Source organism: Nocardioides sp. 1609 (genome assembly GCF_004522105.1).
In the GTDB taxonomy this organism is placed as follows: Bacteria; Actinomycetota; Actinomycetes; order Propionibacteriales; family Nocardioidaceae; genus Nocardioides.
This window is the reverse complement of record NZ_SPUJ01000008.1, coordinates 143,816-158,148: the sequence shown is the minus strand read 5'-3', so window position 1 is coordinate 158,148 and position 14,333 is coordinate 143,816. Positions and strand designations below refer to the sequence as shown.

The following is a 14,333-nucleotide window of genomic DNA, read 5'->3' as shown; positions in this document are numbered from 1 at the left end:
AGGCTGTTGATGCCTAGGACCTGAAGCTGAGCGACCGACTCACCCACCAGCCGGTTCAGTACGCTGCGAAGGTCATCGCTCGGCCGAGTGTTTGCCATTCGCCCATCATCCATGACAAGGAGCCCGCGACGCGCGGGGGAGCCCGTCCGTACGCGTAGGCATCCCGGGAGCCCCGAGCACCCGTGGGAGGGCGTCTACGAGCTCAGCAAGGATCTCCAGGCCGAGTTGGGCGACTTCTCGCCTGGCTGGGTTTACCCGGGCCCGAACCGGACGAGCGGCACGTGTCGCCCTTCCGCTTCAGTACAGACCTCGACCGGTATGACCGCATGAGGCGCGATGTCGCCCTCTACCGGCTGACCTTCGGTCAGCCGCGCCAAGAAGACATGCTGGACATCCTGCGAAGGCGCGGAGTCGGCGCCGATCCGACGGCGGTCGCCGCCCTACGGATCGACGTGTCACCTCCGTAGAACTCTCCGCCTGCCACAGCATTGATTCGGACCTTTGGCGCATCGTGTCAGCGTGAGCCTTCAAACCTACGAGCGTCGTCCTCGCCAAACCCGTCGCCCCCGCGTTCGATCGTGCGGTGGCAAGGTCCGGTTTCGTGACCACGAAGAGGCGGTGGCGTCCTTGCACCACGCGTCGAACGCACGGCACTGCGCTGAACTCGATGGATCAGCGACCACGCACCGCGCGGTCCGCGCGTACGACTGCCCTGGGTGCCTCGGCGTTCACGTGACCTCGCAGGCGGAGGGGTGCCGTTCCTGAGCGTCGAAGTTCGTCGAGGGGCTGCGCGATCGGCCATGGCCGGGCACGATGGCCCGCATAGTCGACAGATCGGGGCGACGACGATGTCTCCAGGGGCGGGGCGCGACCAGTTGAAGCCGATGCGGCGAATCGTGCGGCTGATGATGACGCTGGACAACGCGGGTCGCGTGGGTGTGCTTGGTGACCGTCTGATCGAGGTGGGCGGCTACGGCGACTCGGACCCGGTCACGCAACTGGGAAAGGATCTCAAGCACCTGCGCAAGCAGGGATGGCAGATCGACAACATCGCGGGGCAGGGGGAGCCGGCAAGGTACCGGATGGTGAGTTGCGACAACCGGCTGCGTTTGGCCTTGTCGCCCGTTCAGGTAGCGGCGCTGCAGCGGGCCATGATCTTGGCGGACCGGGCAGACCTTGCGAAGCGGCTGTCGGTTGAGACTGCCACGATCCCGGCGAGCGTCGGCAGCGCCGTGATCCCGCACGACGCAAGCGTCGAGCTGTCGCTGTGCATGAAGGCGTTGCGGGTGCGGTCGCGGCTGCGCTTCCGCTACCTCGGCACCCAGCGACTCGCGCACCCGGCTTCGGTCCGTTTCCAGAACGGGCAGTGGTACTTCAGCGCCGTGGAGGACGCGGATCTCGACAGCGGACTCCTCAAACACTTCGTGGTGAGCCGCATGAGCGACCCGACTCTCGACGTGCCCGGGAGCGCCGAGCCGCTCGAGGCGACCGGTACGATCCCGCTGCACCCATTGCTGTGGGAGGTGGATGCGCCCACGCAGGTCAAACTGCGGGCGCCGGCGGACTACGTGCCGGACGTCGTCCGGCTGCTCCGGGAGCCCGACTCCCGGTCGCCACGCGACGATGGTGATGTCGACATGACCTACACCGTGACGCACCGGGCGGCGTTGCGCTCGCGGCTCTACGCGCTAGGCAACAGGGTGCGCCTCGTGTCGCCCGACGACGTCCGCGACGAGTTGCTCACCGAGTTGCAGAAGGTGAGTGGGTGATGGCGGCGCCTAAGTACGTGCAGCGCGTGGCACGGCTGCCTGAGGTTCTGCAGACTCTCAGCGGCTATCCAGACGGCCTACCGCTTGCTGAGCTGGCTGCTCTGGTGAGCGTGGGGGAGGAGACCCTCCGCGAGGATCTCACCGCCTACCTCGACACCGAGTCGTGGGGGTGGGGCGTCGACATCTTCCGACCGCCCGTTCTTGAGTTCGTCTGGGGCGAGGACGAGGACCGGGACGACGCGACCGTCGTCCGGATGCTCGGCGGGTCGGCAGGCCTCGGCATCGAGCACGTTGACGCCGGCGAACTCGCGCTCGTCTACACGGCGGGACTCGCACTGCTGGATGTCGAGCCGGACAACGAGGCTCTCGTCGCGGCCCTCGAGGTAGTCGCGTCGACCACCACAGGCGAGGGCTCGGCCGTGCCGACGCCGGCAGGATGGAACCGGTTCGTCGCGCCCCTCCAGCAAGCCCAGGAGAGCCGACGTCGGGTGCGGATCGTCTACTCGCGCGCGTGGCACGAGGGGGTCGGCGTGCGCGTCGTTGACCCGCTCCGGCTGGTGCAAACCAAACGGGGATGGGAGCTCGACGCCGGGCCTGTCGCCGACGACGACAGCCTGCGCACCTACCTGGTGTCGAACATGCGGGAGGTCGAGGTGCTGGCCGAGACGTTCGAGCCGCCCGCTGACGTCGCCGCCCTACTCGAGCGCCAGCGGCGCACCACGACAGTCCGGATGGAGCTCGGGCAGGACGCGCGGTGGGCTGCTGACATGTATGCCGAGAAGGTGCATGTCGTTCCGGGCGCGGAGTCTGAGGAGACGTTCCAGGCGGACCTCGAGATGCTGCCGCCTGTCGACCGGCGGGTGGGTCTGCTCATGCTGGCCAGCGGGCAGGCGTCCCGGGTGTTGACGACGGGGGCGGAGGTACTGCCGGGGGCGGTGGCCTTGGTGGCCGAACTGCTCGAGCACTACGAGCGGCCTGTTCAGGGGTAGGTCGCGGGGTCGCCCGCTGCGGCGCTCGTTCGGTCGTGGTTATCGGCTCCGTCGCAGCGTCGACCAGAGTCGCGACACAGGTGACGCAGCGCACCCGATTCGAGCGTCGTTCGTGGACTGCGTCGCTCCCTTCGGGAGCGTCACGGCATACGCACCGCATGTGCCGGAGTGGCGCAGACGCATGCGCTTCTCGTCAGGAGCCCACGCCGCACTGACGCGAGGAACGCTACGTCTCTTGCCACGACTGCGTCTCAGAATCCGCATCAGCACTGAAGACCGTGACGACCAGTGACGAGCCCGGAATCTCCAGCTCCATATGGCCTCAGAGCCTCTAGGAACTCTGCGGCACGCATGCTACGAAGTTCCGTAGATCGATCAGCACGGCCCGTTCCCCCCGGAGCGGGCCGAGCGCCATTTCAAGGCCAAGTGACGACGAATGACGAGCGGCGGTGGACGACATGCATGGCGGGGTGAAGTTCTACCGCGGTGCCGCGGCTGCTGCGCGCTCGTACGTCGAGTCCGACCGGTCACGCGTCGACGACTACTACCTGGCAGAGGGCACCGGACTCGCCACCCACTACGTCGCGACACCGACCGCCGGCGCCGGCGTCGAGGTGGCAGGAGTGCTCGACGGTGACAGCTACGAGCGATGGGTCGCCGGCTACGACGTCGCCACCGGCGCCGCGAAGGGTCGGCTCCGCACCGACGAGCACGGGCTTCGGTTCGTCGAGGTCGTGGTCAACGGGCCCAAGACCTGGTCCCTCGCGGCCGCGATCCACCCCGCCATCGCCGACGCCTACGACGCCGCCCAGGAACGCGCTGCCGGCGAGATCATCGGCTGGGTCGCCGACCACGCCACGACGCGCGTCGGGCCACGCGGTCGACAGGTGCAGGTGCCGGTCGAGCGGATCGAGGCAGCCGTCGTTCGACACCACACGTCCCGTGCTGGTGACCCGCACCGACACCTCCACCTGCAGATCAACGCGCGCGTGTTCGCCCACGCCGCGTGGCGCGGACTGCACTCCGTCGGCGTCGTCGACAGCATCGAGGCCATCAACGGGATCGGTCACGCCGCAGTCGTCTGCGACCCCGAGTTCCGCCGTGCGCTCGCCGCGTACGGCTACACGCTCGACGCCGGGTCCGGAGAGATCACCGAGCTCGAACCGTACGCCGGCAGGTTCAGCGCACGCGCCGCGCAGATCAACCGCAACGTCGACAGGTACGAAGCGGCGTGGCGAACGGACAACCCGGACCAGGAGCCCGGACCGCGCCAGCGACGATCCTGGGATCGCCGTGCCTGGGCGCAAGCCCGACCCGACAAGGTGGTGCCGGAGTCCGGCACCGACCTCGCGCAGCGGTGGCGCGACGAGCTGAACGACCTCGGCTTCCGTCCTCCGGCCGCACCCGCCGACCAGACCGTGTCGATCCCGGCCGCGATCCCAATCGCGCGCATCAACCGCGACGCTGTCGTCGAGCTCGCACTGGTCCGGCTCGGGGCCAAACGCTCCAGCTGGAACGCCGCCGACCTGCGCGGTGAGTGCGAGCGCATCCTCGCTGACGTCGGCGTGATCGTCGACGGCGTCGTACGCCGCGAGCTGGCTGAGGACCTCACCGCTCGCGCGGTCGCTGCGTCGCGTCCGCTCCTGGACCGCGACGACGTGCCCGGCCATGTCCGCGCTCTCACCTCCCGCGAGGTGGTCGCTGTCGAGTTCGACATCGTCGCCCGGTTGGTCGCGCGAGCCGAGCACCCAGGCGTACCGGTCAAGGTCGGTTCCGCCGTGGCTCGGCGGAAGCTCGACCGAGGTCAGCGAGACGTCGTCGGCGCGCTCCTCGGCACATCCCGTCTAGTCGTCGTCGAGGGTGCGGCTGGCACCGGCAAGACCACCACCCTCGCTGCGGCGAGCGAACGACTCGAGAGCGACGGGTACCGACTGGTCGTGGCTACCCCGACTCTTAAGGCCGCGCAGGTCGCGGGGGAGCAGGTCGGCTGTGACGCGTTCTCGGCCGCGTGGCTCGTGCACCAGCACGGCTTCCGGTGGGACGACGACGGACGTTGGGACCGTCTCAACGCCGCGGACCTCGCGGGGCCAGACCCACTTGCGCGGCTGCTGCCCGGGGACGTCCTGCTCGTCGACGAGGCCGGCATGCTCGGCCAGGACGTCATGCGTGCGCTGCTGACAGTGGCCGATGAGTCTGGCGCCCGCGTCGCGCTCGTCGGTGACCGGCACCAGGTGCCCGCCGTCGGCCGCGGTGGCGCCTTCGACCTCGCCATCCGGTGGGCGCCGGACGAGGCGCTCGTCGAGCTCGACACCGTCCACCGCTTCGTCGACGACACCTACGCCGACCTCACCCTCCGGATGCGCACCGGCGAACGAAGCGGCGAGGTGTTCGACACCCTCGTCGACCGCGGCGAGATAGTCATCCACCCGACCGAGGTCGAGCGCCTCGCGGCGGTCACTGCAGTTGCCGTCAACGACCCGAGTGCGGCTCCCTTGCTCATCGCCGACACCCGCGAACAGGTGGGTCTGCTCAACGTCGCCATCCGCGACGAACGGCGGGCCGGCAACAACGACGGCGACGTGGCCGGAGCGACGACCATGACGACCTCCGCCGGCGAACAGGTCAGCCGCGGCGACCGGGTCGCGACCCGTCGAAACGACCGCGACCTCGGCGTGGCCAACCGCGACACCTGGACGGTCGCAGCGGTAGGCGAAGGCGGCTCCCTCCTCGTACGTGGCCGGTGCGGCGAACGGTCGCTGCCCGCCGAGTACGCCAGCCGCCACGTCGAGCTCGCCTTCGCCACCACGGTGCACGGCGCCCAGGGCGATACCGTCGACCACTCGCACCTGCTCATCGGCGAGACGACCGGAGCCGCGTCGGCGTACGTCGGCATGACCCGCGGCCGGCACAGCCACACTGCCCACCTCGTCGCAGACAACCTTGACGAAGCACGCGCACGATGGATCGAGGTGTTCAGCCGCGACCGCGCCGACCTCGGACCCGCACACGCCGCCGAGCGCACGATCGAAGCGATTGACCAGTACGGGTCGCAGCCACCGCCTACGTCGTACGGCCCGGACGACATCCAGCCAAGGCATCGTCGCCCGGCACTCCTGGCACCACCGGCGCCCCGACCCCCGGCCAGGGGTGTCGGCCGGTGACGAATAGTGACGAGTTTGGGTCGAAGTGATCGCCAGGCGGCTGTTTTCTCCCTTGGTCTATATGAGAGGACATCCGCCGCCAACGGTGGAACGCACCGGACTCGACCGGCGCGGCCTCGTCCTCGACGACCGGAGGACACCATGGAACAGATCCACATCCCCGAGGAATGGCACGACCACGGACTCCTCACCTTCGAGGACTTCTGCACCCTCATCCACACCCCGCAACGCACCGTGCGGGACTGGCGCCGACGCGGCGTCGGACCCCGGTGGGCCAGGTTCGAGGGATGCGGCCGCCTCTACATTCAGGTCGCCGAGGCACGTCGCTTCGTCGCTACCGCCACGTCCACGGCTCGGAGCTGAACGATGACCAGGAAGCGCGAACTGCCCGTCTACGTCAGCCTCGAAGAAGCCGCCGAGATGATGTCGCTGTCGACCCGCACCATTCGACGCCGCATCAGCGACGGCACGATCCCCGCCTATCAGTGCGGGCGCCGCTCCATCCGGCTACGGCTCGACGAGTTGGAATCCGCGCTGCGCCGCATTCCCTCGGCCCGGCTGTGAACCCGATGCGTGACGACATCCTGGACTGCGCGCGGGAGGCTGAGGACGCCATCCGCCGACTCGCCCGAACCACTGTCGACCGACCGGGCCTGACCCCAGCCGACATCGACCTCGTCATCGCCCATGTCGCGGACGCGGCGCCGCGCTCCCTCAGGTAGCTACTCAGCTCGGCGAGATGCTCCACCGCACGCAGGACGACTGGCAGCTCACTATGGACATGACGAGCGACATCCACGACCCGAGCATCGCGATCGACACCGCTCGCCTCCACCTCGACGCGTGGTGTGTGGGCATCCTCGTGCGCTCCCTTTGTCATGAGCTCGTTGAGGCGGCGAGTCGTGACACTAGAACGGATCACCGACAGATGTCGTGCGGGGCGCATTTGCAGAACACTCGCTTCAGTTTGGGTGCCAACACGCACCGAAAACTGGTTGTGGGTCGGTGCCAGGCGTGCAAACGTGGCGCTTCATCTCAGGAGACCTCAATGGCAGCGAGACCGAAGTGGCACCACACGATGCAGGAAGCGCGCCGGCAGGCCTGTCTGGCGATCGATTTCTATAACCGCCCTGGCGACCGGCGGAGTTACTTGGATTTCGTGGTGCATATGCACCTGGCTTGGCAGAACCTGCTTCACGGCGACCGCGTGCGGCGGAGCGAGACGATCTTCTATAGAGAGAGGAACGGGCGCTACGAGAAGAATCCAGATGGCACGCGGAAGACCTGGGACCTGGCTCAATGCCTGAAGCACGAATACACCGATGCGGATCCGATCCGCCAGAATATTGCGTTCTTTATTGGGCTGAGGAACAAGATCGAGCATCGATTTCAAGATGCGTTCATGGCGACTACCGGCCCGCATGCACACGCATATGTCATCAACTTCGAGGCCGAGTTGACTAAGCGGTTCGGCAAAGAGCAAAGCCTGTCAGACGAACTGCGGTTCCCGGTTTTTGTCCAAGCGTTGACGCCTGAGGCAGTCGACGCACACAACAAGCAGCGAAAGAGACTCCCAAAGGCCGCGCGGACGTATATAACAACGTTCGAAGCCAACTTAGATCCAGCCGTTGCTGGTTCCGAAAGGTTTGCCTATCGAGTGGAGCTCACTCCGATCAAAGGGCCGAAGAGCGAAGCGGATATGGCCATCACGTTCGTGAGCCAGAAGGAGTTGACCGAGGATGAACTCGAGGAACTAAAGACGGGCGGTAAGGCAGGCACGGTGTTCGTCACTGAGAAGCAGCGTGAAGTCGGTTTGCTGGACAAGATGCTGCCGAAGGCGGCAGCCGAAGCAGTAGAAGGGCAGATCCCGTTCGAATTCAGGACGAACCACTTCGCGCGCACTTGGAAGATCTTGAACGTGCGCCCTGGCGGCAACAGCAAGACCCCCGAGAAGACCCTGGCTCACTATTGCGTATGGGTTCCGGCAATGTCCCAATACGTCTACACACCCGCGTACGTGCAGAAGCTCGTGGACCTCCTTAGCACCGAGGCCGGCTACCGAGAGACCGTCGGCTCAGCTCCGCGCCGAAAGGTGTCGACCTTGCCTAAAGGAAAGAAGTCGATCGGGTCGTCCGAAGGCGAGACGGGCTAGTCTCTTCAGCGCCATGTCAGGTTAGATCTTCGGCCCAGGTAGAAACAGAGTCTGGCGGGCATGCAGCTGGTCTCGTCGCCCGACGTTTGGGCGGTGAACTTAGCTCACCCAAGTGAACGATCTCGACACCTTCCCAATATTCCTGTAGATACTCCGCCACGACACGGCGATGGCACTGGTGGGGCTTGTCTTCGCTACACAGCAACACTGCGTTGTCCAAGGCACTTGGTGAGAGGGATTCTTCGATCTGTCGCTCACTCATCAGTCCTCGGAAGCGCGACTCGTACTCGGCCCAGCTTAGCCCATGCTTCTTGTAGTCATCGAGCATCTGTTGGGTCGGCGCTAGCGCTATTTGGTGGGAGTAGTGCATTCCGCACAGTTCCGTTAAGAAGAAGGACAAGTCGTCGCGCTTCGCGAAGCCTGCGAGCTGAGACACGTTGTTGAGTCGGACGTCAATTAGAGATGTTGCGCCCGAATCTCCTAGCAAGCCGAAGAAGGTTCGCGCTGTCTTCTTTGTGAACCCAACTGTGTAGATCCTCATGCCGTCCCTTGTTCTGGCTCAAGAGCCTCGTCGGCTACGTAGGCGATCCGATCCTCTTGCAGGGTCAACGCCGCCAGGAGGAGCTCTTCTTCGTTGTGAAGTAGATCTGCTTCAGCAAGATTGAATAGGTCTCTCAAGCGCATCATTGAGGCCGCGTGCGGTTCAACCGAACCGTCCGCCAAGATGTGCAATACCTCGACACCTTGCTCCGCCAGGTGCCTCGCGACCAACAGTGTTCGATGGCAGTCGAGCGGGTCCCGCTCGGAGCACATAATCGCGATGCGCTGATCCATGCGACCCCTCTTCAACCTCTCAATCGCTACGGCGAAGGCTGGAGCGCTGGCAAGCCGCGCGTATTTGACCTTGCCGTCGACGTAACAGTTCGGGTCATCTGATCGAGCACCCAGCTCGCTGCCAAGGAAGACATATCCAACGCCGACCGCTTTGAGCGAACGGGTTAGCGCGACCCGATTGAACTGGGGGTTAAAACGGCTCGCCGGTGTCGATCGAACGTCGCCAATCGCGGAGATCGCGTGCCGTTGAACCAGAGCGAGGAAGGCCTCGATCGAATGTGTCGAGTGGCCGAGCGTGAAGATCGGATGCTGCGCATTCACCTGCTGGCCCCAGGGAGGCCGTCTGGTTCGATGATCGCTGCCGCGACGATGTACGAGTACTGAGGATCTCCCGGCGTATGTGCCCAGGGCTCAGCCAGACTCACCGTCAGATAAGTCTCGGGCAACTCATAGGTGCCAATGCCTTCTCGGAGGTACCAATCCTTGTAGATCGGGTCGGAGACCTTGATGAGGTGGTGCGCCTCCGCGTATTCAAACGAAACGCGTACCTCGATCTCGCCGGTGCGACTGTAGGGGTTCCTGGCAACGCGTAACTCTGCTTGCCCCGGCCGGATGAGGTGAATCGACTCCCCAGCGGGAACCAGGCATTCAACAGGCACTCGGTCCCTCGTGCCAACGCTGGACGACTCTGCGTCGGTCCACAGTGCGTCTGGTGGATCAACCAACGCATCCAGGTCGTCGTACGCCCACGTTCCGATCTTCTCCCAAGCAACCGATGGGTCCAGATCCCAGTTCTCGCCTTGATGGCCCCATGGAGCGGGACCCGAGAGCGCGATGCTGATCACGTCGAGAGGACGAGGCTCGCGTCCGTCAGCAAGTTGCCGCTCTCGAACGGACACTCCGTGGCCGGAGCCACGTCCGATCGGTCGGACCCAACCCGCTGGCCAACCGTCGTCCAGTTCGATTCCGGCGAAGCAGTTTCCGCCTTGCTTCTTAGAGTTTGCCAAGCAAACGACCGACGTCAGCTCCATGAACTACCTCCTGCCCTTTGGCACTCACCACGATAGCGACTGAGCCCGCGTGTGCATGTGCAGAGGCGCCACACCGCCTATGAGCCGGCAAGTTCCGACAACCGTCGCGCGATCTCGGCATCGCGGTCGGCAGCTGCGTGCTGGTAGCGCATGGCGGCTCCCGGTGTCGTATGGCCGAGGCGGCCCATGAGCTCCGCAAGCGTCGCGCCGGTCTGGGCGGCCAGGACGGCGCCGGTATGGCGGAGGTCGTGCCAGCGGAGATCCTTACGGCCAGCGGCCTCACGGGCCGGGTAGTAGACCTTGTAGAGAGTTGCGGGCGCCATGTGGCGGTTGCTGTCGCCGGCGGCTGGAAAGAGCAGCGACTCCCTGCCGGGCGCGGTGTGGTCGGAGAGGTGGCCCTCCACCAACGGCAGGAGGTGAGGCGGGATCGCGATGTCGCGGACGCCGGCGTCGGTCTTGGGTGGACCGATGATGAACTCGCCGTCGACGCGGACGACGCCCCGGCGGACCTTCACTCGTCCGGTACGGAGGTCAATGTCGCCGCGTCGCAGCTCGGTCAGCTCGCCGAAGCGCATGGCGAACCATGCGGCCAGCAGCGCCATCAGTTGGTAGCGGTCTGGCATCGCCTCGACGATCGTCTCGAGCTCTTCGAGGCTGGCTGGTTGAACACGGTGGGCTCGCTTCGCGCTGCCGGCTCCACGAATGTGGGCGGGGTTGTAGGGCACCAGCGGATACGGGCGCTCGGAGGCGGCGCTGGCGAAGACTGTGCGGAGCAGGCTGTAGGACTGGGCGCGGATGGTCTCGCGTCCGGGCGCGACGCCGTCGTACCAAGTGTCTACGTCGTCGGCCGAGATCCTGTCGATGCGCTCGTCGCCGAACGTGGGGTAGATCCACGTGTCGAGGAGCATCCGGTACTGCTGCCGCGTTGTGGGCCGCAGTGCGCGGCCCTGGGTCTTCCTCGTCTCGAGCCACTCGTCGGCGTATTCACGCAGGGTGGGGATCGCCTTCTGCCTGGCGGCGCGAGCGGCGGCTTCGGGCGCCCAGAGCTCTAGGCTGATCTCGGCGCGTCGCGCGGTTAGCCACGCAATCGCGTCGTCCTTGGATGCGAACGTCTCAGGAGCGCGATAGAGGTTGCCGTCGGGGCCGGTGTAGGCGGCCCGGTACCGGCCAGAGGCGAGCCGCTCCACTCGGCCGAATCCTCGCCTCTTGCTCGCACGCTTCTTCGTCATGTTGGTCCCTCTCAGGTCGGTTTCGAGGAACATACGAGGAACAACGAGGAATAACGGGGTCCTAATTTGTCCGGAGGTGTCCGCATCTGTCGTCGGCCAAAACGTCCTCTGACCTGGGAGTTTACGGCAATCTGGCTCAGAACTAGTCCTGAGCCGAACCCGCTTCTCAAAACTTCGAACCCAGTATCGCCTTCTCGAATTCGGCAATAGGGCGAAGCGAATCTCCGTCCAAACGCCGGCAAAATGTCACGGATCTGGCAGATGCAGACGGGTTGGAACCGCCGAGGACCTACCAAGATGTGGATCGAACGTGAACGTGACGTTCAGGTTGATGGCGTGTAATCGTCAGATGACAAATGGGTGGCAGCCGCTCCCGGACGACGTGGCCGAGTGGATGGGCATGGACGTCGCGATGGTCCCGTTCGCGGTGGACCTCGCCAAAAGAGCCGACCCCGCGAGCTCCACCCGAGCCGAGTCGCCTCGCAGGGGCGGACAAGCTGCGAGCCGCCCTGCAGCTCGGACGCACCATGGCTCCGCGTCGAGGACCCACGCTCAGGACGTCGCTCGCGCGGCGACCACGTCACCGGCCTCGTCGCGCTAGCAAGTCACCCCGTCGCCGACCCAGCTGTGGCGGGGGAGGCAACGGGGGAGGGGACCAGCGGGCAGTCGTTGACGCAGAGCAGCGCCATCGACCGACGGACGTCGTCGGTGGCACCGTTCGTCGGCAGCGCGGTGATCTCGTCCTCGTCGATGCCCGGCACCGGGACGTGCGAGACCATCGGGTGTATCGGGCGCAGGTCACGCGGCTCGTCGTCCCCGAAGAGCTCCTCGTGCAGCTTCTCGCCCTCACGAAGACCGGTGTAGACGATGTCGACCGGCGTGCCGAACTGCTCGATGAGCTGGCGGGCGACGTCGAGGATCCGGACCGGCTCGCCCATGTCGAGCACCAGCGCCTCGCCGGGGTTGCCGATCGCGGCGGCCTGGATGACCAGCTGACAGGCCTCTTCGATGGTCATGAAGAAGCGCGTGACGTCCGGGTCGGTGACCGTGACCGGGCCGCCGCCGGCGATCTGCTTGGCGAACGACGTCAGGACCGACCCGCGGCTGCCGAGCACGTTGCCGAAGCGCACCGAGAGGAAGGTGCCGTCGGCGATCTCCGCCCGCTGGGCGGTGATGCGCTCGGCGATCCGCTTGGAGTAGCCGAGCACGCTGCACGGGTTGGCGGCCTTGTCGGTCGAGATGTTGACGAAGGTCGTCACTCCCACGCGCACGGCGGCGTCGAGCACGATGCGGGTGCCGATGACGTTGGTCTTGACCGCCTCGGCGGGGTACTGCTCCAGCATCGGGAGGTGCTTGAGCGCTGCCGCGTGGAAGACCACCTCGGGCCGGCGGGCCAGGAAGAGCTGGTTGACGGCGGCCTCGTCGCGGATGTCGCAGAGGATGACCTCGTCGGTGTCGAGCAGTGCCCGGCCGTGGATCGACAGTTGCACCGCGTGCAGGGCCGACTCGTCGCGGTCGAGCATCATCAGCTCGGCCGGCCCGTAGCGGTGGATCTGACGGCACAGCTCGGCGCCGATCGAACCCCCGGCGCCGGTCACGAGCACGCGGCGACCGCGCAGGTACTCGGCGATGGCGTCGACGTCGGTGTCGAGCTGGTGGCGGCCGAGGACGTCGGTGAGGTTGATGTCGCGGAGGTCGCGGATGCCCACCTGGTCACTGAGCAGCTGCGTGTTGGCGGGCAGCACCTTGACGCCGAGACGGGCGCGGCCCGCGGCGACGCGCAGCCGGCTGATGGTGGCGGCGTCCGCGCTCGGCAGGGCGAGGATCACGGTGCCGACCTCGAGACGGGCAGCCGTCTCGGCCATCTCGTCGGTGGTCCCCAGCACCGGGACGCCTCGCAACCGCAGGTGGCGCTTGCGCGGGTCGTCGTCGAGGAACCCCACGGGTCGCCAGGTGCGGTTGACGTCGTGCAGCATCGAGCGGACCAGGTCGTTCCCTGCCTCGCCGGCGCCGACGACGAGGACGCGGCGGGTGTCGGCGCCGCCCGGACGCCGCTCCGCGTCCCGCTCGCCGAGACGTCGCCACGCGGCCCGCGCCCAGGCGGCCAGGACGAGCGTCCCGAGCGCGGCGCCAGCGGGCACGCTGCGCGGCGCCCACTGGAAGACGAGGTTGGCTGAGAAGACGAGGCCTCCGACCAGCCCGATCGTCGCCCCCAGCAGCAGCATCTCGTCCAGGCTGGCGACCTTGGCGCGACCTCGGAAGAGCTGGGTCGCCCAGCCGACGGCCAGGTAGAGGACGACGGTCACCACGGCGACCACGCCCACCTGCCCCCATGGAGCGTCGGTGCCGGTCGTGTCGAACCGGAGCCAGGTGAAGGCGACGAAGCTGACAAGCCACGCCGCGGTGTCGACCGTCATGGAGACGACGACACGATTGTTACGAAGCTGCTCGACGAGCACGAATTCTCCCACGTACGAATGTCCCCACCGCCTTGAATATCATGCCTTGACGGTTTTTGCCGCGTTCTCGCGAAAACGTCTCGACCGATCTCAGTACGGTGTCTGAGACACCCCGTCGCTGCTATTTCGGCAATTGGCGGGCGCAGGAGCGCCGTGATTAACTGGCGCCCTCTGGGGGCCCCCACACGTTTGAGGAACACAATGAAGAAACTGATCGTCGGCCTGCTGTTCTCGGTGCTCCTCGGATCGGGTCTGGTGGCCTTCAGCGGCAGCACGGCCTCGGCCGTCGACTGCCCCTACACCGGCTGCGTCAAGACGTCGACGCAGGTCAACGCCACGTCCCCTGCCGCCCGCAATCTGCGGGTTCGTGCCACGGTGCGCACCGCCGGCGACGCCCGGCCCAAGGGCCAGGTCAAGATCACCGTCACGGGCCCGGGCAAGACCCGCTCGGCCACCCGCGACGCTCGCAGCGCCTCCACGGTGACCTTCAGCGGCCTCAAGCCCGGCAGGTACCGCGTGACTGCGACCTACGTCCCGGCGAAGAACAGCATCTACAAGCGCAGCCAGGACTCCACGACGGTCCGGGTGAAGGCACGTCGCTGACCAACTGAGCGAGACGGGGGTCCGATGCGAGGCGCATCGGACCCTTGTCGCGTCCAGGGACCTTGTCGTCCGGCAGCGTCCGACGGCCCCCGTCCGTGACTTCCCC

13 protein-coding genes are annotated in these 14,333 nt (G+C 66.4%); 8 read left to right on the top strand and 5 right to left on the bottom strand.

Features of this window, described 5'->3' with window-relative positions:
- The first annotated feature begins 281 nt into the window (after window positions 1-281).
- The 7 genes from E4623_RS20490 (at window position 282) to E4623_RS20460 (ending at window position 8,071) form a co-directional block, all read left to right on the top strand.
- Entirely contained in the window at window positions 282-467 is a 186-nt protein-coding gene (locus E4623_RS20490; RefSeq protein WP_134768425.1) for a hypothetical protein, read from the top strand.
- 285 nt (window positions 468-752) lie between these two features.
- Window positions 753-1,769, top strand: coding sequence for a WYL domain-containing protein (locus E4623_RS20485; RefSeq protein ID WP_134768424.1), 1,017 nt, complete (start codon window positions 753-755; stop codon window positions 1,767-1,769).
- Window positions 1,770-1,795: 26 nt separating this feature from the next.
- A complete protein-coding gene (locus tag E4623_RS20480; protein ID WP_167736778.1) occupies window positions 1,796-2,758 on the top strand; it encodes a WYL domain-containing protein in 963 nt (320 codons plus the stop codon).
- A 458-nt stretch (window positions 2,759-3,216) separates the two neighbouring features.
- Window positions 3,217-5,919 (top strand): MobF family relaxase, encoded by a 2,703-nt coding sequence (gene mobF / locus E4623_RS20475; protein ID WP_134768496.1) that lies wholly within the window; start codon window positions 3,217-3,219, stop codon window positions 5,917-5,919.
- A gap of 141 nt (window positions 5,920-6,060) precedes the next feature.
- Entirely contained in the window at window positions 6,061-6,282 is a 222-nt protein-coding gene (locus E4623_RS20470) for a hypothetical protein (protein ID WP_134768422.1), read from the top strand.
- A gap of 3 nt (window positions 6,283-6,285) precedes the next feature.
- Window positions 6,286-6,483 (top strand): helix-turn-helix domain-containing protein, encoded by a 198-nt coding sequence (locus E4623_RS20465; protein WP_134768421.1) that lies wholly within the window; start codon window positions 6,286-6,288, stop codon window positions 6,481-6,483.
- 217 nt (window positions 6,484-6,700) lie between these two features.
- Window positions 6,701-8,071, top strand: a complete 1,371-nt coding sequence (locus tag E4623_RS20460; protein ID WP_209020800.1) for a DUF3644 domain-containing protein — start codon at window positions 6,701-6,703, stop codon at window positions 8,069-8,071.
- A gap of 16 nt (window positions 8,072-8,087) precedes the next feature.
- Here E4623_RS20460 and E4623_RS20455 read toward each other — a convergent pair whose 3' ends face one another.
- From E4623_RS20455 to E4623_RS20435, 5 genes are all read right to left on the bottom strand, one after another.
- On the bottom strand, window positions 8,088-8,612 hold the full coding sequence (locus tag E4623_RS20455; protein ID WP_134768420.1) for a DUF488 domain-containing protein: 525 nt from the start codon (window positions 8,610-8,612) through the stop codon (window positions 8,088-8,090).
- Window positions 8,609-9,226: a DUF488 domain-containing protein gene (locus E4623_RS20450; RefSeq protein WP_209020799.1), complete on the bottom strand. Its 618-nt coding sequence runs from the start codon at window positions 9,224-9,226 to the stop codon at window positions 8,609-8,611. Before E4623_RS20450 ends, E4623_RS20455 begins: the two co-directional genes overlap by 4 nt.
- On the bottom strand, window positions 9,223-9,936 hold the full coding sequence (locus E4623_RS20445; protein ID WP_134768419.1) for a hypothetical protein: 714 nt from the start codon (window positions 9,934-9,936) through the stop codon (window positions 9,223-9,225). The genes E4623_RS20450 and E4623_RS20445 overlap by 4 nt, the downstream gene beginning before the upstream one ends.
- 77 nt (window positions 9,937-10,013) lie before the next feature.
- Window positions 10,014-11,165 carry a site-specific integrase gene (locus E4623_RS20440; protein WP_134768418.1) on the bottom strand — a complete coding sequence of 384 codons (1,152 nt, stop codon included), beginning with the start codon at window positions 11,163-11,165 and terminating at the stop codon, window positions 10,014-10,016.
- Between the two features lie 605 nt (window positions 11,166-11,770).
- The gene (locus E4623_RS20435; RefSeq protein ID WP_134768417.1) at window positions 11,771-13,582 is read right to left on the bottom strand and encodes a nucleoside-diphosphate sugar epimerase/dehydratase; all 1,812 of its coding nucleotides are present in this window, start codon (window positions 13,580-13,582) and stop codon (window positions 11,771-11,773) included.
- A gap of 243 nt (window positions 13,583-13,825) precedes the next feature.
- Here E4623_RS20435 and E4623_RS20430 point away from each other — a divergent pair, with 243 nt between their 5' ends.
- Window positions 13,826-14,227 (top strand): Ig-like domain repeat protein, encoded by a 402-nt coding sequence (locus E4623_RS20430; protein ID WP_134768416.1) that lies wholly within the window; start codon window positions 13,826-13,828, stop codon window positions 14,225-14,227.
- The last annotated feature ends 106 nt before the right edge of the window (window positions 14,228-14,333 follow it).